The 21,254-nt window shown below is 72.9% G+C and carries 23 protein-coding genes; 14 read left to right on the forward strand and 9 right to left on the reverse strand.

What is annotated here, in order from left to right:
- Position 1: 1 nt before the first annotated feature.
- The gene (locus Dvina_RS18050; protein ID WP_223103628.1) at positions 2–511 is read left to right on the forward strand and encodes a MarR family winged helix-turn-helix transcriptional regulator; all 510 of its coding nucleotides are present in this window, start codon (positions 2–4) and stop codon (positions 509–511) included.
- Between the two features lie 68 nt (positions 512–579).
- Positions 580–1,383 carry an SDR family NAD(P)-dependent oxidoreductase gene (locus tag Dvina_RS18055; protein WP_223103629.1) on the forward strand — a complete coding sequence of 268 codons (804 nt, stop codon included), beginning with the start codon at positions 580–582 and terminating at the stop codon, positions 1,381–1,383.
- 168 nt (positions 1,384–1,551) lie between these two features.
- On the opposite strand, the gene Dvina_RS18060 is transcribed toward Dvina_RS18055, so the two are convergent.
- Positions 1,552–2,220, reverse strand: coding sequence for a TetR/AcrR family transcriptional regulator (locus Dvina_RS18060; protein WP_246656295.1), 669 nt, complete (start codon positions 2,218–2,220; stop codon positions 1,552–1,554).
- A gap of 166 nt (positions 2,221–2,386) precedes the next feature.
- On the opposite strand from Dvina_RS18060, the gene Dvina_RS18065 reads away from it, so the two are divergent.
- Positions 2,387–3,067, forward strand: a complete 681-nt coding sequence (locus tag Dvina_RS18065; protein ID WP_223103630.1) for an SDR family NAD(P)-dependent oxidoreductase — start codon at positions 2,387–2,389, stop codon at positions 3,065–3,067.
- A gap of 34 nt (positions 3,068–3,101) precedes the next feature.
- Here Dvina_RS18065 and Dvina_RS18070 read toward each other — a convergent pair whose 3' ends face one another.
- Positions 3,102–3,707 carry a GrpB family protein gene (locus Dvina_RS18070; protein ID WP_223103631.1) on the reverse strand — a complete coding sequence of 202 codons (606 nt, stop codon included), beginning with the start codon at positions 3,705–3,707 and terminating at the stop codon, positions 3,102–3,104.
- Positions 3,704–3,883: a hypothetical protein gene (locus Dvina_RS18075; protein ID WP_223103632.1), complete on the reverse strand. Its 180-nt coding sequence runs from the start codon at positions 3,881–3,883 to the stop codon at positions 3,704–3,706. Before Dvina_RS18075 ends, Dvina_RS18070 begins: the two co-directional genes overlap by 4 nt.
- A 297-nt stretch (positions 3,884–4,180) precedes the next feature.
- Here Dvina_RS18075 and Dvina_RS18080 point away from each other — a divergent pair, with 297 nt between their 5' ends.
- Positions 4,181–5,056 carry an alpha/beta fold hydrolase gene (locus Dvina_RS18080; protein ID WP_223103633.1) on the forward strand — a complete coding sequence of 292 codons (876 nt, stop codon included), beginning with the start codon at positions 4,181–4,183 and terminating at the stop codon, positions 5,054–5,056.
- Here Dvina_RS18080 and Dvina_RS18085 read toward each other — a convergent pair.
- From Dvina_RS18085 to Dvina_RS18095, 3 genes are all read right to left on the reverse strand, one after another.
- A complete protein-coding gene (locus tag Dvina_RS18085) occupies positions 5,043–6,239 on the reverse strand; it encodes an MFS transporter (RefSeq protein ID WP_223103634.1) in 1,197 nt (398 codons plus the stop codon). The two genes, Dvina_RS18080 and Dvina_RS18085, sit on opposite strands and share 14 nt — an antisense overlap.
- A complete protein-coding gene (locus tag Dvina_RS18090) occupies positions 6,236–6,802 on the reverse strand; it encodes a PadR family transcriptional regulator (RefSeq protein ID WP_223103635.1) in 567 nt (188 codons plus the stop codon). Before Dvina_RS18090 ends, Dvina_RS18085 begins: the two co-directional genes overlap by 4 nt.
- Positions 6,803–7,031: 229 nt before the next feature.
- Complete coding sequence (locus tag Dvina_RS18095) at positions 7,032–7,688, reverse strand: tyrosine-protein phosphatase (protein WP_223103636.1); 657 nt, start codon at positions 7,686–7,688, stop codon at positions 7,032–7,034.
- 47 nt (positions 7,689–7,735) lie between these two features.
- Here Dvina_RS18095 and Dvina_RS18100 point away from each other — a divergent pair, with 47 nt between their 5' ends.
- The 10 genes from Dvina_RS18100 to Dvina_RS18145 are packed head-to-tail and all read left to right on the forward strand — an operon-like array spanning position 7,736 to position 18,509.
- Positions 7,736–9,037: an O-acetylhomoserine aminocarboxypropyltransferase/cysteine synthase family protein gene (locus tag Dvina_RS18100; protein ID WP_223103637.1), complete on the forward strand. Its 1,302-nt coding sequence runs from the start codon at positions 7,736–7,738 to the stop codon at positions 9,035–9,037.
- Between the two features lie 11 nt (positions 9,038–9,048).
- On the forward strand, positions 9,049–10,608 hold the full coding sequence (locus Dvina_RS18105; RefSeq protein ID WP_223103638.1) for an ABC transporter substrate-binding protein: 1,560 nt from the start codon (positions 9,049–9,051) through the stop codon (positions 10,606–10,608).
- 3 nt (positions 10,609–10,611) lie between these two features.
- The gene (locus tag Dvina_RS18110) at positions 10,612–11,574 is read left to right on the forward strand and encodes an ABC transporter permease (RefSeq protein WP_223103639.1); all 963 of its coding nucleotides are present in this window, start codon (positions 10,612–10,614) and stop codon (positions 11,572–11,574) included.
- Positions 11,571–12,410: an ABC transporter permease gene (locus tag Dvina_RS18115; protein WP_223103640.1), complete on the forward strand. Its 840-nt coding sequence runs from the start codon at positions 11,571–11,573 to the stop codon at positions 12,408–12,410. Before Dvina_RS18110 ends, Dvina_RS18115 begins: the two co-directional genes overlap by 4 nt.
- Positions 12,400–13,185 (forward strand): ABC transporter ATP-binding protein, encoded by a 786-nt coding sequence (locus Dvina_RS18120; RefSeq protein WP_223103641.1) that lies wholly within the window; start codon positions 12,400–12,402, stop codon positions 13,183–13,185. Before Dvina_RS18115 ends, Dvina_RS18120 begins: the two co-directional genes overlap by 11 nt.
- The gene (locus Dvina_RS18125; RefSeq protein ID WP_223103642.1) at positions 13,182–13,964 is read left to right on the forward strand and encodes an ABC transporter ATP-binding protein; all 783 of its coding nucleotides are present in this window, start codon (positions 13,182–13,184) and stop codon (positions 13,962–13,964) included. The genes Dvina_RS18120 and Dvina_RS18125 overlap by 4 nt, the downstream gene beginning before the upstream one ends.
- Positions 13,948–14,937, forward strand: a complete 990-nt coding sequence (locus Dvina_RS18130; RefSeq protein WP_223103643.1) for an LLM class flavin-dependent oxidoreductase — start codon at positions 13,948–13,950, stop codon at positions 14,935–14,937. The genes Dvina_RS18125 and Dvina_RS18130 overlap by 17 nt, the downstream gene beginning before the upstream one ends.
- Complete coding sequence (locus Dvina_RS18135) at positions 14,934–15,902, forward strand: LLM class flavin-dependent oxidoreductase (protein WP_223103644.1); 969 nt, start codon at positions 14,934–14,936, stop codon at positions 15,900–15,902. The genes Dvina_RS18130 and Dvina_RS18135 overlap by 4 nt, the downstream gene beginning before the upstream one ends.
- Positions 15,889–17,196 carry an LLM class flavin-dependent oxidoreductase gene (locus tag Dvina_RS18140; protein ID WP_223103645.1) on the forward strand — a complete coding sequence of 436 codons (1,308 nt, stop codon included), beginning with the start codon at positions 15,889–15,891 and terminating at the stop codon, positions 17,194–17,196. Before Dvina_RS18135 ends, Dvina_RS18140 begins: the two co-directional genes overlap by 14 nt.
- Positions 17,193–18,509: an LLM class flavin-dependent oxidoreductase gene (locus Dvina_RS18145; protein ID WP_223103646.1), complete on the forward strand. Its 1,317-nt coding sequence runs from the start codon at positions 17,193–17,195 to the stop codon at positions 18,507–18,509. The genes Dvina_RS18140 and Dvina_RS18145 overlap by 4 nt, the downstream gene beginning before the upstream one ends.
- Before the next feature lie 107 nt (positions 18,510–18,616).
- Here Dvina_RS18145 and Dvina_RS18150 read toward each other — a convergent pair whose 3' ends face one another.
- The 3 genes from Dvina_RS18150 to Dvina_RS18160 are packed head-to-tail and all read right to left on the reverse strand — an operon-like array spanning position 18,617 to position 21,237.
- Positions 18,617–19,276 carry a methionine ABC transporter permease gene (locus tag Dvina_RS18150; protein WP_223103647.1) on the reverse strand — a complete coding sequence of 220 codons (660 nt, stop codon included), beginning with the start codon at positions 19,274–19,276 and terminating at the stop codon, positions 18,617–18,619.
- Positions 19,269–20,297, reverse strand: a complete 1,029-nt coding sequence (locus Dvina_RS18155; protein WP_246656296.1) for a methionine ABC transporter ATP-binding protein — start codon at positions 20,295–20,297, stop codon at positions 19,269–19,271. Before Dvina_RS18155 ends, Dvina_RS18150 begins: the two co-directional genes overlap by 8 nt.
- Before the next feature lies 1 nt (position 20,298).
- Entirely contained in the window at positions 20,299–21,237 is a 939-nt protein-coding gene (locus Dvina_RS18160) for a MetQ/NlpA family ABC transporter substrate-binding protein (protein ID WP_223103648.1), read from the reverse strand.
- Between the last annotated feature and the right edge of the window lie 17 nt (positions 21,238–21,254).

Here is a 21,254-nt window from a genome sequence, read left to right on the forward strand (position 1 = left end):
GGTGAGCCCTGCGGTGTCGCCCCAGCCCGATGCGGTCGCGGCGCCATCGCTGGATCGGTTCGAGGCGGGTGTCTCGGCAATGGTGCGATGGGCCGAAAGCCGTCATGTCCGCGGCGAGGTCGCGAGCCGCTCGGGCAGTGATCTTCAACCGAGCGAGCTGCGGCTGCTGGAGTTCTTCGACCTGGCCGAGCCGATGCGGATCTCCGACATCGCCGAGTGCCTGCAGATCGACATCTCGACGACCTCGCTGCAGCTGCGGCAGCTGCGCAAGAAGCAGCTGGTCGAGGCGGTCCCGATGGAGCGTGACCGCCGGGCCACCATGATCGTCATCACCGACGACGGGCGCCGGATGGTCGCGAGGGTACGCGCGGCCCGGCTGGAGCTGCTGCGCGAGATCTTCGCCGGCATCCCGGGCGACCGGCTCGACCAGGTGGCCGAGGTGCTGCTGCTCGTCGAGGAGCACATGCTCGAAGGTATGCGCCGGCTCATCGGGGCCGACACGACCGGCTAGCCCGGACCGCTGCATCGTCGCCGAACATGCTTTGATTATTCAAAGCACTTTGGGGAAGGGGCGCGCGCATGGGTACGGCAGTGGTCACGGGCGGTACCGACGGCATCGGGCGGGCGCTCGCCGAGGAGTACCTGCGCCGCGGCTTCGAGGTGCTCGTCGTCGGCCGCAGCGCCCGCAAGGGCAAGTCGTTCGCGGACTCCAGCGAGCGGGCGCACTTCGTGGCCGCGGATCTGAGCCTGGTGGCCGAGAACCGCCGCCTGGCCGAACAGCTCGCGCAGCGGTTCCCGGTCATCGATGTGCTCGTGCTGGGCGCCCGCTACCACCGCTCCGTGCGCACCGTCACGGCCGAGGGGTTCGAGACCAACTTCGCCCTGTTCTACCTCAGCCGGTTCCTGCTCAGTCATGGCCTGGCTGCCCCGCTCGGCCGCGCGGAGCACCCGGTCGTACTCAACTTCGGCGGAGCCGGGCAGACCGGACCGGTGCAGTGGGACGACCTGCAGCTCGAGCGGTCGTACCACGGCGTGCGGGCGATGGGCCACGCCGGCCGGCTCAACGACCTGCTCGGCGTCGACCATGTCGACCGCCACGCCGGCGCCGGCATCCGGTACGTCCTCAACCACCCGGGCGTGGTCGTCACCAGCTTCGCCGGTGAGTACGACCCGGTGACCGCCGCCGAGGTCGACCACCTGCGCATCATCGGCAAGCCGGTGGCCACGGCCGTCGCACAGATCCTGCCGTTCCTGGAGCCGCGCGTACCCGGGCCGCTCACCGCCGTGCTCGAGGGTCGCCGGGTGGCCCTGGAGCCGGGACTGTGGGACCTGCGCGACGCCCGCCTGCTGCATGACATCACGTCAGCGCTGCTGGCGGCCTGAAACGCTACAGGAAACCTCGCCCCAGCGCCTTGGCTGTCAGCTGCGCCGCTCGGGCGAACGCGCCGGCGATCTGGGCATCATGTCCCTTTCGGCGGGGGAGTAGGCCGAGGGATCGGGCCCTTGTGCTCTCGGCCGTCCGTGGGCTGGCGAGACGCGATGGGGAAATGCTCACCCAGCGGTCTGCTGGCTGCGGTGCATGGCTCGGAGGAGGGCTCCGCGCTGCGGTGGCGCGGGCAGTTCGCGGGCGTGTTCGGTGGTGAATGCCTGCAGCAGGTATTCGACGATGCGTTGCCAGGCGTGCGGGGCGATGCCGGCGGTGGCGGCGACGACGCCGGCGTTGGCCATGAGCAGCAGGATCATGTCGTCGGGGTGGAAGTCGGTGCGCAGGTGCCCGGAGGCTTTGGCGCGGCGCACGATGGTGACCCAGTCGCGGTAGGCGCGAGCGCGGCGGCCCTCGAGGTCCTCGATCGCGGGATTGGTGGCGGCGAAGGTCAGGGTGAGCAGCTCGGCGAAGCCGCGGTCACCGGACTGCATCGCGCACACCCGGCGCACATAGCCGCAGAACCCGGCCCACGGATCAGGGTCCGCGAGCGCTTGTGTTGCGGCGTCGGCGTAGTCGGCCATCTTGTCGCTGAACGCGGCCGCGATCAAGGACTCGCGGTCCGGGAACCGCCGGTGCAGTGTTGCCTCCCCGACGCCGGCTCGCCGGGCGATCTCGTCGAGCGGCACCTGGAGCCCTTGTTCGGCGAACGCGTGCCGGGCGGCGGCGATGATCGCGTTGCGGTTGCGCAAAGCGTCGGCACGCATCGGCTTCTCGATGGGTGTCCGGCTCGTCACATGCTCAGGATCGCACAAGTGGAGCCGAGGCGCCACTTCGGTGCTATGTTGAAATGGAGGAAAGGCACCACTTAAGCCGGACGTGATCGGGAGACGGCGGTGACCCCGCCGGCCCGGACAACGCTGCACCTGGGAACCCACTGTCCGCCCCCGAAAGGAAACAACCATGCCCGCTATCGCCATCGTCGGCGCCGGCCCCGGCCTCGGCCGGTCCATCGCGAAGACCTTCGGCAGCAACGGCTTCTCCGTCGCGCTCGTGTCCCGTACCCAGAGCAAACTCGACACCCTCGCCGCCGAACTCGGCCAGGCCGGCATCGACGCCGCCGGTTTCGCCGCTGACGTCATGGACCGCGCCTCGCTTGTCGGCGCCTTCGCCAGGATCAAGCAGCGGTTCGGCACCGTCGACGTCCTGGAGTACTCGCCCGCCCCGCACAGCCCGGTGCCCGGCATCACCATGGCGAGTCCGCTGGACGTCACCGTCGAGAACATCCAGCCGCAGCTCGACTACTACCTCTACGGTGGCATCACCGCCGCCCAGCAGGTCCTGCCCGACATGCTCGAACGCGGCAGCGGTACCCTGCTGTTCACCACCGGTGCGTCATCGGTCGACCCCACCCCGGCACCGCCGGAGTTCGCCAACATCGCACTCGCCAGCGCCGCCCTGCGCTCCTGGGTCCTCAAGCTGCACCAGGTCACCGACGGCACCGGCGTCTACGCCGCCCACATCCCCCTCTCGGTCTGGATCGGCACCGGCGGCCTCGAGACCCAGCCCGACACGATCGCCCAGCTCTACTGGGACCTCTACACCAAACGAGAAGGCGCCGAGCACCACTACAACACCTTCTGACGACCCAGGACCGCCACGGCCGCGACACCCGCATTCACCCACGCGGGCGCGCGGCTCCCGGGGGTTGCGGGTCCAGGCGGCGGAGCAGCTCCTCGATGAAGGGGGCCTTGCCGGCGCGGTAGCGAGGGCGGTCGCGGTCGTCGGCAGCGGCCAGGCGCTGCTTGAGGCGGGCGTACTCGGCGGCCTGGGTCGGGTGCGTGCGCAGGTGGTCGCGGAACCGCAGCAGGATCGCCGGGTTCGGCGCGGCGGCCTCGTAGATGTGCAGGTGGTGGCTGCGGTGGGCGATGCCCGGGTAGCAGAACGACCACTTGCGCGACTCCTCGTCGCCGGGCTCCGGGGCGTGGACCCAGCCGATCGGGGCCAGGTGGGCCGCGAGTCCGGCCGAGTCGTCGTAGTCGGCGATGGTGGCCAGCATGTCGATGATCGGCTTGGCCGGCAGGCCCGGGATCGCGGTGCTGCCGACGTGCTCGACCCGGCCGACGAGGTGCCCGTGCAGGGCGGCCTCGACGAGGCGGCGTTCGCGGTCGAAGCGGGCCGGCCACTGCTCGTCGTAGGGGACGATGACGATCGGGTCGCGGCGGAGGGTGGCCGCCGCGGCGATCCGGCGCGGGTCGGGCGGGCGTCTGGTGTCGTGGGTCATGGGTGGCGGTTGTGGTCCAGCCGGCCGTGGCGGAGGCGGGTCCGGTAGACAAGCGGCGGAGCCACGCCGTCGTCATCTCCGGCGTCCGGGATGGGCAGGGCGACCACGACGTACGCCGAGTCGTAGCGGTGCGAGTCCACTGTGGACTGTGGTGTGCGAGCGGTTGGGGCTGACATCTCAAATCCTCACGAGCGGCCGGGATGGGGCAGAGAGTGTCAGTCCGGACACGAGGCCGACCACACGCGACCGAAGTCGATGTGGTGCCGGGCCCAGAGCCGTGTCATAGCTCAAGTGCAGCGCGGCGATGCGGCGCCTGTCAACGGTTCTCGCCAAAATGCTATTAAGCCGATAGGTTTTATAGGCATGACGCCGCCGCCACCTGATTGATGAAGGCCCCGGTGATCGCGCCACGGCCGCCGCCGGAGCATGCCTCAACCTATCAAGATGATAGGTTTAGCGGATATTGTGGGCGCATGGCCAACGAGTTCGCGCTGCTTGCCGCGACCGCCCGGGATGTCTGCTACACCGGGCTCCTGCCGCGGGTCCGCCGGACCGACACCGGCACCATCGGCGGCCGGGTCAGCGCCCTGATCTGGGGCGACCGGCCGGAGGTGACGTTCCTGCACGGCGCCGCCCTCAACGCCCACACCTGGGACTCGACCCTGCTCCTGCTGGCCCGCCCGGCCCTCGCCCTGGACCTGCCCGGCCACGGCGACTCCGAGTGGCGGGCCGACTTCGACTACGCCCCGCGCACCGTCGCCCCGGCCGTGGCCGCCGCCGTCGAGGCCCTGACCGACCGGCCGCAGGTGCTGGTCGGCCAGTCACTCGGCGGCCTGGTCGCCCTCGCCGTCGCCCAGCTGCGCCCCGACCTGGTCGCCGGGCTCGTCCTGGTCGACGTCTCGCCCGGGCAGCGGGCCGAGGACGCCCAGCAGGTGCGCTCGTTCCTGGCCGGCCCGCTGATCTTCGAGTCCCGGGCCCAGGTGGCCGAGCTCGCGGTGGCCGCCGGGATCGCCGGCCCCGGCCCCGCCCTGGACCGCGGTGTGCTGTTCAACACCCGGGTCCGCCCCGACGGCAAGGTGATCTTCAAGCACCACTTCGGCAGCCCGCCGCCGGACGCCGCGGGGCTGCTGCGGGCCGAATTCACCGATCTGTGGCCGGTGCTGGAAGCGGCGACGGTACCGGTCCTGCTCATCCGGGCCGTGCACGGCTACCTGCCGCCGGACGTGGTCGCCGAGTTCGCGGCCCGCGTCCCGAAAGCCCGCATCGAGGAGCTCGACTCGCGGCACAACATCCAGGAGCAGCGCCCGGCCGAGCTGGCCGCGCTCATCGCAGCCTTCATCGAGCGCTGACCGGCACGTCGGCCGCGCGACCGGCCCGGACGCTCAGCCCGGTGAGCGCGGTGGCCGCGGCGACCGTCGCGATGATCGGTGCGGGCCCGCCTCCCGCCGCGGCCAGGGCCATCGCCGCCGCCCCGACGCCGGCGAAGCCGCTCATCGTCATCGCGGTCAGCCCGCCGACGGCGCCGCGCACCTCGTCCGGGGTGATCTGCTGGACCCGGGTCAGGGTGTGGACCTGGGCCGCGCTGACGGCGATCGACCCGAACGTGAGCAGTACGAACGCGACGGCCAGCCAGGGTGCGAACGGCACGGCCGCGAGGGCCGCGGCGGCCGCGGCGACGCACAGCGCGATCGTGCGGCCCGGTGCGGCGGGGGCGCTGCCTCGGGCCAGGACCAGGCCGGCGGCCACCGCGGCCAGGCCGGGCGCGGTGCGCAGCAGGCCGTAGCCGACCGAGCCGCCGTGCCAGCGGTCGGCGTCGAGCACGGGTAGCAGCGTCTCCACCCCGATGACCAGGGCGCCGGTGGTGAGCAGGACCGCCTGCAGGCGCAGCAGGACCCGGTGGCGGCCGGCGAACCGCAGGCCGTCGCCCAGGCGGACCTGGTCCCGGTGCCCGCGGCCGCGGGGCATGCCCCGGAACGCGGCCAGCGCGACCAGGCAGCTCACCCCGTTGACCGCGAACACCCAGGCCGGCCCGGCCGCGGCGAGCAGCAGCCCGCCGATCGCCGGCCCGAGCAGGGCGGAGGCGCTGTAGACCGTTGAGGACAGCGACTGGGCGCTGTGCAGGTCGGCGGGCGGCACCACGGTGACGATCAGCGCGCCGCGGGCCGGGATGTCGACGGCGAGCCGGGTCGCCTCCAGGGCGGCGGTGGCGAAGAGCAGCCACGGCGTCAGCGTGCCGGTGGCCGCCGCGACGGCCAGCCCGGCGGCCATGGCGGCCTCCGCGGCCATCGCCCACCGCAGCAGCGCAGCCCGGTCGCCGCGATCGGCAAGGGGTCCGGTGAGCAGCGGCAGGACCATCATCGGGATGGAGAAGCAAAGGCCCTCGACGCCGAGTGCGGCGGCCGAGCCGGTCAGCTCGTACAGCATCCAGATCTTGGCGACGTTGCTCATCTGGGTGCCGACCGCGGACACCACGCCACCCGCCCAGAGCCGCACGAACAACGGGTGGCGTAGCGCCGGCCAGCCGGCGCTCATGAGCGCGCCTCCGGAGCCCGGGCGAGGACGGCGTCCCACTCGTCGTGCCAGGCCAGCTCGGCCCGGGCCCGCAGCTCGCTGCGCCGGAACGCGGCCGCCTGCAGCGCCGAGACCTCCGGCCGCAGGTACCCCTCACGCTCGCCCCGTTCGCGCTCGCCGGCCAGTCGGTCCAGCTCCTGTTCCACGGCGCGGCGGTGGCGGCCCAGGAGGCCGGCGAGTGCGTCGCGCCCGACGGAGCCGGCGAAGATCAGGCCGGCGGCGAGGGGGTCGGCGCCGTTGTGCAGATCGGCGACGGCGCGGTCGCGCAGGAGGTCCAGCTCGGCCCGTCCGGCCTCGGTGACCTGGTAGACGGTCCGCTCCGGGCGCCGGTCGACCCGCTCCACGCGCAGCGGCTCGATCAGCTCGTCGTCCGCGAGTTTGCGCAGCTCCCGGTGCAGCGACCCGGCGCCGACACCGGCCCACTCGTCGGCCTTTGTCGCCTGCACCGCGCGCCGCAGCTCATGGCCGTGCTGCGCGCCGCGCTCAACCAAGAGCCCGAGAATCACCAAACGCGTTAGATTCATGAAGCTAGCGTACTGAATCTATACGGCCGCGCAAGCTGCCGCACGCCTCGGACATGAGCAGCAGCGCGAGCTCGCGCCGGTCAGCAGCGAAGGGCGGCACGGCCCTCCGGCGGCCCACGCCCTGACCCGCCGTCTCGAGCGGGACGGCCAGACCTCCGTAGCCCGCCACCGTCGGGGCGCACCCGCCATGCCACGTCCCCGTCCGTCGAGGCGGTCCAGCGCCACGACCCTAGAGAATCTGTGTCAGCAGGAGCAGTTCCTCGTCGGTCAGGCCGTGGGCGCGGGCGTAGCCGGCCACGGAGCCGTGCCGCTCGTCGATGCGCCGGAGGATCCGCTCCAGAGCGGCCGGCGGGCTCAGCCGGACCAGCGTCGCGATGTTCGCGCCCGGGGGCCAGCGGGCGAGGATGGCCTCCACGTGGGCCGAGGGCAGGTGTTGCTCGGACGCGGCGTAGTCGGCCACGACCGCGGCCCGGTCGACGCCGGCCAGGGCTAGGGCAAGGGCCACCACGAGGCCGGTGCGGTCCTTGCCGGAGGTGCAGTGTACGAGCACCGGCGTCGGGCCCGAGGCGGCCAGCAGTCGCAGCACGGCGGCGAGGGCGTGGCCGCGCTCCTCCACGATGTGATCGTAGAAGGCGTCCAGGCTCGTGTCCGCGGCCAGGAACACCGCGGGCGGTTGGGCCAGCACCGGAGCGTGCACCACCGTGGCCTCGACGCCGCGCAGGTCGCTGGGGGAGTCGGCGCGTTCGGCCGGGTCGCGCAGGTCGACGATCAGGCCGATGCGCAGCGCCGCCAGGTCGCGGCGGTCGGCGTCGTCGAGCTGGTGCAGGGAGCCGGAGCGGTAGAGCTTGCCGGGCCGGGGGCCCGCCGGGCGCAACGGAATCAGCATCTCTATACCCTAGCTAACTGATAGGTTTAGTGTAATATTAAGCGACGATGGCGACGAATGACGAGTGGGGCTTCGACACCCTGCAGGTGCACGCCGGGGCCGCTCCCGATCCAGCGACCGGGGCGCGGGCGACCCCGATCTTCGCAACGACCAGCTTCGTGTTCGACGATGCCGCCCACGCGGCGGCGTCGTTCCGGCTCGACGACCTCGAGCAGCACGCCTACACCCGGCTGTCCAACCCCACCTCGGCCGTCGCCGAGCAGCGCATCGCCGCCCTGGAGCGTGGCTCGGCCGCCGTGACCGTGGCCAGCGGGCAGGCCGCGACCACCCTGGCCCTGCTCAACCTGCTGCGCAGCGGCGACCACGTCGTCGCCTCGGGCCAGGTCTACGGCGGCACGGTCCTGCTCCTGCGGGAGCGCTTCGCCGAGCTGGGCATCGAGACGACCCTGCTGCCGGACGTGAACGACACCGACGCCTGGCGCCGGGCAGTGCGGCCGAGCACGCGGGCCTTCTTCGCCGAGAGCATCGGCAACCCGACAGGCGTCGTGCTGGACATCGAGGCGGTCGCCCGGATCGCGCACGAGCACGCCCGGGTGCCGCTGATCGTCGACAACACCCTGGCCACGCCGTACCTGCTGCGGCCGCTCGAGCACGGCGCCGACATCGTCGTGCACTCCACGACGAAGTTCCTGGCCGGGCACGGCACCGCGATCGGCGGGGTCGTCGTCGACGGCGCCACGTTCGACTTCGGGGCCGAGCCCGAACGCTGGCCCGGCTTCCACACCGCCGATCCCAGCCACGGCGACGTCGGCTACTGGGAGCGCTTCGCCGGCCTCGGCCTGGCCTACGCGCTGCGGCTGCGCACCACCGTGCTGCGCGGCTACGGCCCGGCGCCGTCGCCGTTCAACAGCTTCCTGCTCCTGCAGGGCCTGGAGACGCTGAGCCTGCGGGTCCGCCAGCACGTCGCCAACGCCGAGGCGGTCGCGGCCTACCTCGAGGACCGCCCAGAGGTGACCCGGGTGCACTACGCGGCGCTGCCGTCGAGCCCGTCGGCCACCCTCGCCAAGCGCTACCTGCCCCGTGGCGCCGGGGCGGTCGTCGCGTTCGAGCTGGCCGCGGGCCTGGACGGTGGCCGCCGGTTCGTCGAGGCGGTCCGGCTGTTCAGCCACCTGGCCAACATCGGCGACGTGCGCAGCCTGATCATCCACCCCGCGTCCACGGTCAGCTCCGGCGCGGGCGAGCAGGCCGGGGTCGCCCCGGGCCTGGTCCGCCTGTCCGTCGGCATCGAGGATGCCCGCGACCTGCTGGCCGACCTGGACCGCGGATTCACAGCGCTCTCCACCTCCTGAAGGAATCCGATATGAGTGACAGCACCGACCCCACCTTGCAGGACCAGCGCGAGGTCAACGCCGCCTCCCGGCGCCGGCGGACCATCCTGATCGGCGCCGTGACGGCCGTCGTCGTGCTCGGCGCGGCCGGCCTGACCGCCTGGGCGGCCCGCGGCGGCGACAAGGACGGCGAGGCAGCGGCCACGACCGACACGACGCTCACCGTGGCGCTGCGGCTGTTCCCGGAGAACCTCGACATCCGCAGCACCGCCGGGGCCGCCCTCGACCAGACGCTCATCGACAACGTCTTCCAGCCCCTCGTCACCAGCGACCCGAAGGGGACGATCCAGCCCAGTGTCGCCAAGAGCTGGGCGGTGTCACCGGACGCGCTGACCTACACGTTCACGCTGTTGCCGGACCAGAGGTTCAGCAACGGCGACCCGCTCACGGCCAAGGACGTCGCCTGGTCAATCGGTGAGGTGACGGCCAAGCAGTACAAGGACTACCAGAAACTGGCGAGCGTCGAGTCGGTCACCGCACCCGACGACCAGACCGTCGTCATCAAGGTCAAGCAGCCCGACCCGACCCTGCTGTACAACCTCTCCGGCCGGGTCGGCCTCGTGCTCGACCGGAAGGCCACCAACGACCCCAAGTCCACCGCGATCGGGTCCGGGCCGTTCACGGTCGCCTCGTTCAAGCCCGGCGCCACCCTGACCCTGGCCCGCGACCCCGGCTACCGGGGCGAGAAGGCCCAGGTCGGCTCGGTCGTGTTCAAGCTGTTCAGCGACACCAACGCGGTCGTCAACGCGGTCCAGGGCGGCACCGTCGACGTGGCCGGCATCGACCCGAACCTGGTCCCGCAGGTCCGGAGCAACGCGAAGTACGACCTGGTGACCGGATTCGCCTCGGACAAGTACGTGCTGGCCTTCAACAACGCGGCCAAGCCGTTCACCGACATCCGGGTCCGCCAGGCGATCCGGACCGCGATCGACCACGACGCGCTCGTCAAGGCGGCCGGCGGCGGCAAGACGCTCTTCGGCCCGATCGTCGACTCCGACCCCGGCTTCGAGGACCTTTCCAAGCTGTACCCGCACGACGTCGCGAAGGCCAAGCAGCTGCTCGCCGACGCGGGCTACCCCAACGGGCTGGACCTGACGGTCGAGCTGGCCTCCCTCTACGGCAACACCATCACCGACCTGCTCACCAGCCAGCTGGCCACGGCCGGCATCCGGCTCACGGTCAAGTCGGTGGAGTTCGCGGCCTGGCTCAAGGACGTGTACACCAACCACGACTTCCAACTCAGCATCGTCGACCACGCCGAGGCCCGCGACTTCGGCAACTGGGCCAACCCGAAGTACTACTTCGGCTACAACAACGCCCAGGTCCAGGACCTGTTCAAACAGGCGACCACCGCCACCTCCGAGGCCGGCTACACCTCGCTGCTGCAGCAGGCGGCCCGGATCGTGGCCCAGGACGCGGCGGCGGACTGGCTCTACAACCCGACGCTGATCACGGCCGTGCGCAAGGGCGTCACCGGCGTGCCGACCGACTCCACCAACTCCCGGCTCAACCTGACCCGCGCGAAGGCCTGACGCATGGCCCGGTTCCTGCTCCGGCGGCTGGCGCTGCTCGCGCTGGGACTGCTCGTCGCCAGCCTGGCGATCTTCGTCGTGCTGCGGGTGCTGCCCGGCGACGTCGCGGAGCTCATCGCCGGCACCAACGCCACCCCGGAGCAGGTGGCCGGCATCCGGGCCGGCCTCGGGCTGGACCGCAGCCTGCCCAGCCAGTACCTCGGCTGGCTGGGCGGGCTGCTCCACCTCGACTTCGGCCGGTCCCTGCTGACCAACCAGAGCGTCACCGCCGCCCTGGCCGAGCGGGCCGGGGTCACGGTCCCGCTCACCGCCCTGTCCTTCGTGATCGCCGTCACGATCGCCCTCACCCTGGGCGTGTACTCGGGACTGCGCCACGACCGCCCGGCCGGGATCGCGATCGGCTTCGTCGCCCAGGCGCTGGCCGCGGTGCCGGCGCTGTGGCTCGGCCTGCTGCTCGTCGTGCTCTTCGGCGCGGGCGTCGGGCTCGTGGGAGTACTGCCGAGCAATGGTTTTCCCGACGACGGGTGGCACGAGCCCGGGCCGGCGGTGGCCGCGCTGGTGCTGCCGGCGGTGACCATCGGGCTCATCGAAGGTGTCGCGCTGCTGCGGTTCGTGCGCTCGGCCGTCCTCGACGCGCTCGGCCAGGACTACGTCCGCGCGGCCGCGGCCCGCGGGCTGACCCGCACCCAGGCCCTCCTGCGCCACGGCCTGCCCAACGTCGGGCTGTCGCTGCTGTCGGTGTCGGCGCTGCAGATTGCCGCGCTGGTCACCGGGGCCGTCGTCATCGAGTCGCTGTTCAACCTGCCCGGCGTCGGGCGGATGCTCGTCGGCGACGTCGGCAGCCGCGACCTGACGAAGGTCCAGGGCGAAGTGCTGTTCATGACCGGGATCGTCCTGGTCATCGGCACCCTTGTCGACATCGCCCACCGGCTCGTCGACCCCCGGCAGCGAGTGGAGGCGCCATGAGAGAGCTCCTGCGCCACCCGGCCGGGCTGTTCGGCACCGTCGTCGTCGGGCTGCTGCCGGCCGCGGCGCTGCTGTCGCTGTTCTGGACGCCGTATCCGCTGCTGCGCCAGGACGTCGCCGAGCGCTGGCTCGGCCCCGACGCCCGGCACTGGCTCGGCACCGACGAGATCGGCCGGGACACACTCAGCTGGCTGCTGGCCGGCAGCCGCACCACCGTCTTCGTGGCGTTCTGGGCCACCCTCATCGCGGCCGGGCTCGGCCTGGCCCTGGCCGCACTGACCGCGCTCGGCCCGCGCCGGGTCGCCGAGCCCGTCATCGTCCTCGTCGACCTGCTCATCGCGTTCCCGGTGCTGCTCATCGCCATGCTCTTGGCGGCGGCGTTCGGCGGGTCGCTGTGGATCGTCGTGACCGCCGTCGGCGTCGGCGTCGGGATGAACCTGGCCCGGGTCCTGCGCCCGGAGATCCGCCGGGTCATCGCCGCCGACTACGTCGTGGCCGCCCGGGCCGGCGGCGTCGGGCCCGGCGGCATCCTGGCCCGGCACGTCGTGCCCAACGTGGCCCCGGTCGCGATCGTCCAGCTGTCCTACGTCGCGGCCGTCGCGATCCTGGCCGAGGCCGGGCTGTCCTACCTCGGCTACGGCGCACCGGCCGGCTCGCCCTCGTGGGGCCGCAGCCTCGCCGACTCGCAGCACTACATCGCGGTGCAGCCGGCGTCCGTGCTCTGGCCCGGCCTGGCCATCGCCGTCACCGTCCTGGCGATCACCCTGCTCGGCGACGCGCTGCGCGACGCGCTCGACCCGCGGCTGCGGCGGGGGAGGCGGGCCCGTGAGTCTTGAGATCGAGGACCTGCGCATCGAGCTCGGCGGCCGGGCCGTCGTCGACGGCGTCGGGCTCAGCCTCGGCGACGGCGACCGGCTCGGACTGATCGGCGAGTCCGGCTCCGGCAAGTCCCTGACCGCCCTCGCCGTGCTGGGCCTGCTGCCGCGGGGCAGTACCGTCACCGGCAGCATCCGCCTCGACGGCCGGGAACTCGTCGGCCGCGGCGACGCCGAGCTGGCCCGGCTGCGCGGCAAACGCGTCGGCATGGTGTTCCAGGAGCCGGCGACCGCGCTGAACCCGGTGCGCCGGGTCGGCGCGCAGATCGGCGAGTCGCTGCGCATCCACTACGGGTTCTCCAAGCGCCAGGCCCACGAGCGGGCCGTCCGCCTGGCCGAGCGGGTCCAGCTGCCCGACCCGGAGCAGATCGTCCAGCGGTACCCGCACGAGCTGTCCGGCGGCCAGCGCCAGCGCGTCGCCATCGCCGCCGCCATCGCCACCGGACCCCGCCTGATCATCGCCGACGAGCCGACCACCGCGCTCGACGTGACCGTCCAGGCCGGCATCCTCGACCTGTTCGACGAGGAGGTCGCCGAATCCGGCGCGGCGCTGCTGTTCATCACCCACGACCTGGCCGTCCTGGCCCGGATCGTCACCCGGGCCGTGGTCCTCACCGCGGGACAGGTCGCCGAGACCGGCACCGTCACCGGCCTGCTGGCCGCGCCCACCCACCCCGTCACCGCCGCCCTCGCCGCCGCGGCCTACCAGACCAGCTTCGTCGCGAGCGGCCCGTGAGCACCCCGCTGCTGTCCGCCCGCGGCCTGTCCCGCGACTACCGCCTGCCCGGCGGCGCGCTCAAGCACGCCCTGGCCGACGTCGACCTCGACGTGGCCGCCGGCGAGATCCTCGCCGTCATCGGCGAGTCCGGCTCCGGCAAGTCCACCCTCGCCCGGCTCCTGCTCGACCTGGACCGGCCCACCCGCGGCCGGGTCGAGTTCCAGGGCCGGCCGATCAGCACGGACCGGCGCGCACTGCGGGCCGGCACCGGCATCGTCCTGCAGGACCCCTACGCCTCCCTCGACCCGCGGATGCGGGTCCGCACCACCGTCGCCGAGCCGCTGCGGGCCCTGCGCGTGCCCGGCGACCACCGCCGCCTGGTCGCCGAGGTCCTCGAGCGAGTCGGCCTGCGCCCGGAGCACGCCGAGTGCTACCCGCACGAGCTCTCCGGCGGCCAACGCCAGCGGGTCGCGATCGCCCGGGCCGTCGTCCACCGGCCCCGGCTCCTCGTCGGCGACGAGCCCACGAGCGCGCTCGACGTCACCGTCCGGGCCGCGATCGTCGCACTGCTGCGCGAACTCAACGCCACCCTCGGCCTGGCCGTCGTCCTCGTCTCCCACGACCTCGGCCTGGTCCAGCACCTCGCCGCCCGGGTCGTCGTCATGCACGACGGGCGGATCGTCGAGTCCGGACCGACCGCCTCGGTGCTCGCCGACCCCCAGCACACCCACACCCGCGCCCTCGTCGCCGCGGTGCCGCGCCTGCCTGCTAGGAGTACCGATGCCGCCGCCCTTTAAACTGGGCTTCCTCACGCACGTCCACGGCTACGGCAAGCCCGCGACGCAGGTCTACGCCGAGCTGCTCGACACCATCGCCGCCGCCGAGGACCTCGGCTACGACGGCGTCTTCCTGGCCCAGCACCACTTCCGGCACGACGGCGCCCGCCTGCCCTCCCCGCTGGTCCTGCTCGCGGCCGCGGCCCGGCGCACCAGCCGGATCGAGCTCGGCACCGCCGTCGTCACCCTGCCCCTGGAGGACCCGCTGCGCCTCGCCGAGGACGCCGCCGTGCTCGACGGGCTCAGCGGCGGCCGGGTCCAGCTCGGCCTCGGCACCGGCGGCGCCAACGCGGCCACCTACCCCGCCTTCGGGTTCGCGAACGAGACCCTCGACGAGCGCTACGACTCCGGCCTGGCCGTCGTGCACGGGGCGCTGGCCGGCGCACCCATCGGCGAGTCCGGCCTCGTCCTGCACCCGCCGGCGCCCGGCCTGCGCGAGCGGGTCTGGCAGTCGACGTCCCGGCCGGACAAGGCGGCCCGCATCGCCGCCGCCGGCGACGGGCTGCTGCTCGGCACGTTCATCCACAGGCCCGAGGCCGAGCAGCTCCCGCTCATCGAGGCATACCGGGCCGCCTGGGCCGGCCCCGGCGCCCCGCGCATCGGCGCCACCCGGGCCGTCTTCCCCGGCGCGTCACGGGCCGCGGCCCTGGCCGACCTCGGCCGCGGCCTCAAGCTGTTCCGGGAGCAGGTCCGGCCGTTCGCCGACCTGTCCGGATACGACGACGAGCAGCTCGCCGAGCGGATCAACGTCCACTACGGCACCCCGGCCGACATCGTCGACAGCCTGCGCCGCGACCCGGCCCTGCTCGGTCACGCCGGCTACTTCTTCCCCGTCGTGCAGCACGAGGCGTCAAGCGCCGCCGACGACATCCGCCGCCTCGAGATCATCGCCACGCAGATCGCCCCCGAGCTCGGCTGGAGGCCCGCACCGTGAGCTTCGGATTCCAGACGCACGTCCACGGCCACGCCCCGGCCCGGGAGCTACTGCCCGGCCTCGTCGACCTGTTCGTCGCGGCCGAGGAGCTCGGCTTCACCTCCGGCTGGCTGGCCCAGCACCATCTCGGCAACGACGCCGGCCGGCTGCCCTCGCCACTCGTGCTCCTGGCCGCCGCGGCCGAGGCGACCAGGAGCATCCGGCTCGGCACCAGCGTCGTCGTGCTGCCCCTGGAGCACCCGATCCGCCTCGCCGAGGATGCCGCCGTCCTCGACACCCTCGCCGGTGGCCGCCTCGAGCTCGGTCTGGGCGTCGGCGGCCCGTCGGCGCCGGAATTCGCCGCGTTCGGCCGCGACGCCGGCCGGCGCCACGAGCTCTACACCGAGCACCGCGACCGCCTCCTGCACCTCCTCGGCGGCGGCGACATCGCCGCCGGGCTGCGGGCCGGCCCGGACGCACCCGGGCTGCGCGCCCGGATCTGGGAGTCACCGTCCACGCCCGAGCGGGCGGCCGCGGTCGCCGCGGCCGGGCACGGGCTGCTGGTCGGCATCGGCCCCGGCGCCGTGCAGCGGGCCCTGGCCGACGCCTACCGCGCCGCCGGCGGCACCCGGGTCGCGGCGTTCCGCGGCGGCTTCCCGGCCCTCGACGCCGGCGGCGACCGGGAGAGCCAGGCCGCGCTGCTGTGGCCGGACGTGCGCGGATTCGCCGACGGGCCCCTGTCGCGGCAGTACCTCGGCGAGCACCCGGGTCCCCACGACGTCCTCGCCGCCCTGAACGTCCACTACGGCAGCGGCGCCGAGGTGGCCGCCTCGGTGCGGGCCGACCCGCTGCTGCCCGTCGCCGCCGACTTCGTCTTCGCCGTCCAGGCCGCCAGCACGAGCATCGGCACCGCCCTGCGCACCCTGGAACGCCTGGCCACCGATGTCGTCCCCGAACTCGCCGGAGCGCTGCATGCCACGCCCTGACCACCTGCAGTTCGGCGCACTCGTCCACGGTTCCGGCGGGCACATCGCCGGCTGGCGGCACCCCCGGGCCAACCCCGACGGCGAGCTCGACATCGACTTCCACGTCCGCCTCGCGCGCCTCCTCGAAGACGCCGGGTTCACGGCCCTGTTCGTCGCCGACGTCGTCGCCGTCTGGGGCCACCAGCTCGACTCGCTGCACCGCACCACCCGTGCCGACTACCTCGAGCCGATCACCCTCCTGGCCGCCCTGGCCCCGCAGACCTCCCGGATCGGCCTCGTCGCCACCGCCACCACCAGCTACAACGAGCCATACAACCTGGCGCGCAAGTTCGCCTCCCTCGACCACATCTCCGGCGGCCGGGCCGGCTGGAACGTCGTTACCAGCGTCGTGCCCCTGGAGGCGGCCAACTTCGGCCGGGCCGAACACTTCGGCCACGCCGAGCGCTACGCCCGCGCCGCCGAGTTCGTCGACGTCGTCAAGGGCCTGTGGGACTCCAACGCCGACGGCGCACTCATCCGCGACAAGGCCTCCGGGGTGTACATCGACCCGGCCCGGCGGTTTCACCTCGACCACCGCGGCGAGCACTTCACCGTCGCCGGCCCGCTCAACCTGGCCCGCCCGCCGCAGGGGCACCCGGTGCTGTTCCAGGCCGGCGCGTCCCCGACCGGCCGGGCCTTCGCCGCCCGGGTCGGCGAGGTCATCTTCACCGCACCCGTCAGCGTCGCCGAAGCCGTCGACTACCGCACCCGCCTCGACGCCGACGTCACCGCGGCCGGCCGCGACCCCGGCGACGTGCGCGTCTGGCCCATCCTCACCCCGATCGTCGCCGACACCGACGCCGAGGCCGCCGAAATCCTCGCCGAGCTCGGCTCCCTCATCCATGACGACGTCCTGCGCCGCCTCGTCCAGGACAACTTCGGCGACGAGGACTTCAGCGACCTCGACCTCGACGAGCCGCTGCCCGACTTCGGCACCGCCACCAACCGCTCGCAGAGCCGCCGGGCCGGCCTGCTCGCCCTCGCCCGCGGGGAGCAGCTCACCCTGCGGCAGCTCGCACTGCGCTTCTCGGCCCGGGCCGACACCGTCGGCGCCGCCACCACCGTCGCCGACCGGATCGCCGCCGTGTGGGCGACCGGCGCCGTCGACGGCTTCAACGTCTCCTTCCCCTACCTGCCCGAGCAGGCCGAAAGGTTCACCGCCGAGGTCCTGCCGATCCTGGCCGACCGCGGCCTGTTCCGCCCGCCGACCGGCACCACACTGCGCGAACAGCTGGGACTGGAGCGAGCCGCATGACGACCCGGCAGCTGCACCTCAACGGGTTCCTGAAGGCCGCGGGGGAATACCACGCCGGCTGGCGGGTGCCCGGCAACCCGCCCGACGCCGGCGTCAACTTCCCGTTCCTGGCCGAACAGGTGCGCCGGCTCGAGGCGGCGACCTTCGACTCCGTGTTCCTGCCCGACCTGCTCGGCGTCCCGGACGACCCGCCCGCCGTGACCGAACGGGTCGCCTGGTCCAACGACACCCTGGAACCGACCACCGTCCTGGCCGCGCTGAGCACGATCACCAGCCGCATCGGCCTCGTCGCCACGGCGTCGACGTCCTACAACCAGCCGTACACCGTCGCCCGGGTCTTCGCCTCGCTCGACCACCTGTCCAAGGGCCGGGCCGGCTGGAACGTCGTCACCTCGCTCAACGACGCCGAGGCCCGCAACTTCGGGCTCAGCGCGCACCTGGGCCACGCCGAGCGGTACCGGCGGGCCGAGGAGTTCTTCGACGTCGTCGCCGGGCTGTGGGACTCCTTCGACGACGGCGCCGTGCGGGCCGACCGGGTCGCCGGCCGCTTCTTCGACCCCGCCGGACTGCACCGGCTCGACCACCACGGCGAGTTCTTCGACGTCGCCGGGCCGCTGAACATCCGCCGCCCGCCGCAGGGCCGCCCGGTCATCGCCCAGGCCGGCTCGTCCGGCCCCGGCCGCACCCTCGCCGCCCGGATCGCCGACGTCGTGTTCACCCGGGCCCTGCCCCTAGCCGACGCCCAGGCCTATTACGCCAGCGTCAAACAGCAGGCGTCCGCGTTCGGCCGGGCCCCGCTCGTCCTGCCCGAACTGGCCACGGTCGTCGCACCCACCCGGGCCGAGGCCGAGGACCGCTTCGCCGCCGTCCGCGACCTGCTCGACCCGCGGGTCGCGCTCGCCGACGTGCAGTACTGGGCCGGCGTCGACCTCACGGGCCTGCCCCTGAGCGCGCCGCTGCCGCCCCTCGCGGAAGGCAACCGCAGCACCGGCGCCCAGGCCGAGATCTACGCTCAGGCGGCCCGGGACAACCTCACGATCGGCGACCTCGTCCAGATCGTCACCGACGGCGACGGCGCGATCATCGGCACCCCGGCCGACGTCGCCGACCACATCGAGGAGTACTTCACCCAGGACGCCGCGGACGGCTTCAACGTCTCGTTCCCGTGGCAGCCCGCCACCCTGGTCGACTTCACCGAGCTCGTCGTCCCGGAGCTGCGCCGCCGCGGCCTGTTCCGCACCGAGTACACCGGCGCCACCCTCCGCGACCACCTCGGCCTGCCCCGCCCGCCGTCCCGCTACGCGCCGGACTGATCTGCACTGTGGTTGCCGACGCCGGTGACGTGGCCGGGCGATCGGCAGCTGATCGCCGGGATGGACGGCGTCGAGTAGAACCTGTACCAGTACGACATCCAGGGTTGTCAGCGACGCAAGGCGCGGCGGGCGAGGAAGTTGCCGAGGAACTGGCCCGCCTGCACGATCACGATGATGGTCGCGACGGTGATGTAGACGACCGGCCAATTGTACCGCTGGGAGCCGTACGTCACCGCGAAGTCGCCGAGGCCGCCCCCGCCGAACAGTCCGGCCTGCGCGGACATGTCGACGACGCCGACGAAGATGAACGTGTAGCCGAGAATCACCGGTCCGAGGGCCTCCGGGACGACGACCGTGAGCAGGATGCTGATCGGCCGGGCGCCCGCGGCCCGGGCCGCCTCGATGACGCCGGGCTCCACGGCCAGGAGATTCTGCTCGACGATCCGGCTGACCGCGAAGGCGGCCGCCAGCGACAGTGCGAACGTCACCGCGTCGGTGCCGATCGTCGTGCCGATCGCGACGAGCATGAGCGGCTGGATCGCGGTGAGGAAGATGACGAACGGGATCGGCCGGACCACGTTGACCAGGATGTTGACCGCGATGAACACCGCCCGGTTGGCCAGCAGGCTGCCCGGGCGGGTCGCGTAGAGCACCAGCCCGAGGCCGAGGCCGAGCAGGCCGCCGACCACGACCGAGATGATGACGATGTAGAATGTCTGCCCGATCGCCGCGCGGAAAACCGGCAGGTTGGCGATGAACTCATCCATGGGTCTCCACCTCGACACCGTCGGCGGCCAGGGCGGCGAGGGCCGCGTCGACCGCCGCCGCCGGGCCGGTCAGCTCGAACGTGAGGCTGCCGACGGCCCGGTCCTGCAGCTCGCTGATGCCGCCGTAGACGACGGCGGCGGCCACGCCGTGCTCGAGGAACGCCGCGGCCAGGGCGGTCTGGGCGACGGTACCCTCGCGAATGGCGATGGTGACCAGACGGCCGGAGTGCCGGCGGCGCAACCGTTCCAGGGTCTCCGCGGACGGCCGGTCCCGCAGCGCTCCCCGGACAAAATCGGCGGCGGCGGTACTCTGCGGACGCGCGAACACGTCGTAGACGCTCCCGGTCTCCACGACCCGGCCGCCGTCCATGACCGCGACCCGGTCGGCGACGGCCCGGATCACGTCCAGCTCGTGCGTGATCAGCATGATCGTGACGCCCAGCTCCCGATTCACCCGCCCCAGCAGCGCCAGTACCTCGGCCGTCGTACGCGGGTCGAGCGCGCTTGTCGCCTCGTCCGCCAGCAGCAGCGCCGGCTCGGTGGCGAGGGCCCGGGCGATGCCGACCCGCTGCTTCTGCCCGCCCGAGAGCTGCTCTGGATGGTCGTGGGCGCGGTCCAGCAACCCCACGAAGTCCAGCAGGCGGGCCACCCGCCGGTCCCGCTCGGCCCGCTCGACGCCGGCCACCTTCAGCGGGTAGGCGACGTTGCCGGCCACGGTGCGGGACCGGAACAGGTTGAACTGCTGGAAGATCATGCCGATGTCGCGCCGGACCCCGCGCCGCTGCGCCTCGGGCAGCGCGCCGATCTCCCGGCCACCGACGAACACCCGGCCGTCCGTCGGCGTCTCCAAACCGTTGACGAGCCGGATCAGCGTGCTCTTGCCGGCCCCGGACTGGCCGATGACGCCGAACACCTCGCCCCGCTCGACCTCGAGGCTGACGTCGTCGACGGCGACCACCCGGGGACCTTGACGCCCCCGGGTGAACGCCTTGGTGACGTGCTCGAACCTGACGTGCGGCACGCTACTTCTTGCCCGCCGCGACGGCCTGGTCCTGCACGGTCTTGAGCAGCGACTGCAGCTCGGCCGGGGCGACCTGGCGGAAGACCGCGGTGCCGCCGTTGGACTGCTGCACGCCCTGCTCGACCGCCGGGTCGTGGTAGAGCTCGGCCAGCTTCAGGTAGGTCGGGTCGGCCTTGTCGGCGGCGCGGACGACGAAGATGTTGACGTACGGCGCGGCGCTCGCGCTGGCCGGGTCGTCCTGGAACACCGCGGCCGTCTTCGGCAGCCCGGCACTGGTGGCGTAGTTGTTGTTGACGATGGCCGCGGCGACCGAGCCGCTCTTGAGCGCGCCGGCGGTCTGCGACGCGTCGAGGGTCACCACGTCGACCTTCTTGGTGGCGATGTCGGCCGTGCTGGAGAACGCGGTGCCGCCGTTCTTCAGCGTGACCAGTCCGGCCGCCTGCAGCACGAGCAGGCCGCGGGCCTGGTTGATGGCGTCGTTGGGGACGGCGACCTTCGCGCCGGCCGGGATCGCGGCCGGGGTCGTGTAGTTGAGGGAGTACAGCGGCAGCGGGTACACCGCGGTCGCGCCGATCGGCTGGAGGTCGTCGTGCGCGGTGGCGTTGTAGTTGGCGAGGTACTGCACGTGCTGGAACTCGTTGAGCTCCAGCTGCTTCTCCTTCAGCGCCGGGTTGGGCTGGCTGTAGTCGTTGAAGTTGACGAACGCCACGGTGACGTTGAGCCGCTGCTTGGCGAGGTCGGCGTAGGTCTTCCAGTACGGCTGGGCCGCGTCGGTGACGCCGATGCGCACGGTCCTGCCGCCGGCCGATCCACCGTCGCCGTCGTCGCCGCCGCGGGTCACGGCCACCACGACGACGGCGGCCACGACCACGACGGCGGCAATGGCGGCGATCCAGGGCCAGAGGCTGCGCTTGCGCGCGGGCAACTGCGGTTCAGACATGTCCCGGACCTTAACCA

The sequence above is a fragment of the Dactylosporangium vinaceum genome, assembly GCF_019904175.1.
In the GTDB taxonomy this organism is placed as follows: domain Bacteria; phylum Actinomycetota; class Actinomycetes; order Mycobacteriales; family Micromonosporaceae; genus Dactylosporangium; species Dactylosporangium vinaceum.

Excerpts from the sequence above, each read along its gene's own strand:
- Dvina_RS18080 (WP_223103633.1), top strand. The coding sequence starts at position 4,181 with ATGGCCAACGAGTTCGCGCTGCTTGCCGCGACCGCCCGGGATGTCTGC.
- Dvina_RS18090 (WP_223103635.1), bottom strand. The coding sequence starts at position 6,802 with ATGAATCTAACGCGTTTGGTGATTCTCGGGCTCTTGGTTGAGCGCGGC.
- Dvina_RS18140 (WP_223103645.1), top strand. The coding sequence starts at position 15,889 with ATGCCACGCCCTGACCACCTGCAGTTCGGCGCACTCGTCCACGGTTCC.
- Dvina_RS18110 (WP_223103639.1), top strand. The coding sequence starts at position 10,612 with ATGGCCCGGTTCCTGCTCCGGCGGCTGGCGCTGCTCGCGCTGGGACTG.
- Dvina_RS18150 (WP_223103647.1), bottom strand. The coding sequence starts at position 19,276 with ATGGATGAGTTCATCGCCAACCTGCCGGTTTTCCGCGCGGCGATCGGG.
- Dvina_RS18095 (WP_223103636.1), bottom strand. The coding sequence starts at position 7,688 with ATGCTGATTCCGTTGCGCCCGGCGGGCCCCCGGCCCGGCAAGCTCTAC.
- Dvina_RS18055 (WP_223103629.1), top strand. The coding sequence starts at position 580 with ATGGGTACGGCAGTGGTCACGGGCGGTACCGACGGCATCGGGCGGGCG.
- Dvina_RS18160 (WP_223103648.1), bottom strand. The coding sequence starts at position 21,237 with ATGTCTGAACCGCAGTTGCCCGCGCGCAAGCGCAGCCTCTGGCCCTGG.
- Dvina_RS18130 (WP_223103643.1), top strand. The coding sequence starts at position 13,948 with ATGCCGCCGCCCTTTAAACTGGGCTTCCTCACGCACGTCCACGGCTAC.
- Dvina_RS18070 (WP_223103631.1), bottom strand. The coding sequence starts at position 3,707 with ATGACCCACGACACCAGACGCCCGCCCGACCCGCGCCGGATCGCCGCG.
- Dvina_RS18065 (WP_223103630.1), top strand. The coding sequence starts at position 2,387 with ATGCCCGCTATCGCCATCGTCGGCGCCGGCCCCGGCCTCGGCCGGTCC.
- Dvina_RS18105 (WP_223103638.1), top strand. The coding sequence starts at position 9,049 with ATGAGTGACAGCACCGACCCCACCTTGCAGGACCAGCGCGAGGTCAAC.
- Dvina_RS18115 (WP_223103640.1), top strand. The coding sequence starts at position 11,571 with ATGAGAGAGCTCCTGCGCCACCCGGCCGGGCTGTTCGGCACCGTCGTC.
- Dvina_RS18145 (WP_223103646.1), top strand. The coding sequence starts at position 17,193 with ATGACGACCCGGCAGCTGCACCTCAACGGGTTCCTGAAGGCCGCGGGG.
- Dvina_RS18075 (WP_223103632.1), bottom strand. The coding sequence starts at position 3,883 with ATGTCAGCCCCAACCGCTCGCACACCACAGTCCACAGTGGACTCGCAC.
- Dvina_RS18085 (WP_223103634.1), bottom strand. The coding sequence starts at position 6,239 with ATGAGCGCCGGCTGGCCGGCGCTACGCCACCCGTTGTTCGTGCGGCTC.
- Dvina_RS18100 (WP_223103637.1), top strand. The coding sequence starts at position 7,736 with ATGGCGACGAATGACGAGTGGGGCTTCGACACCCTGCAGGTGCACGCC.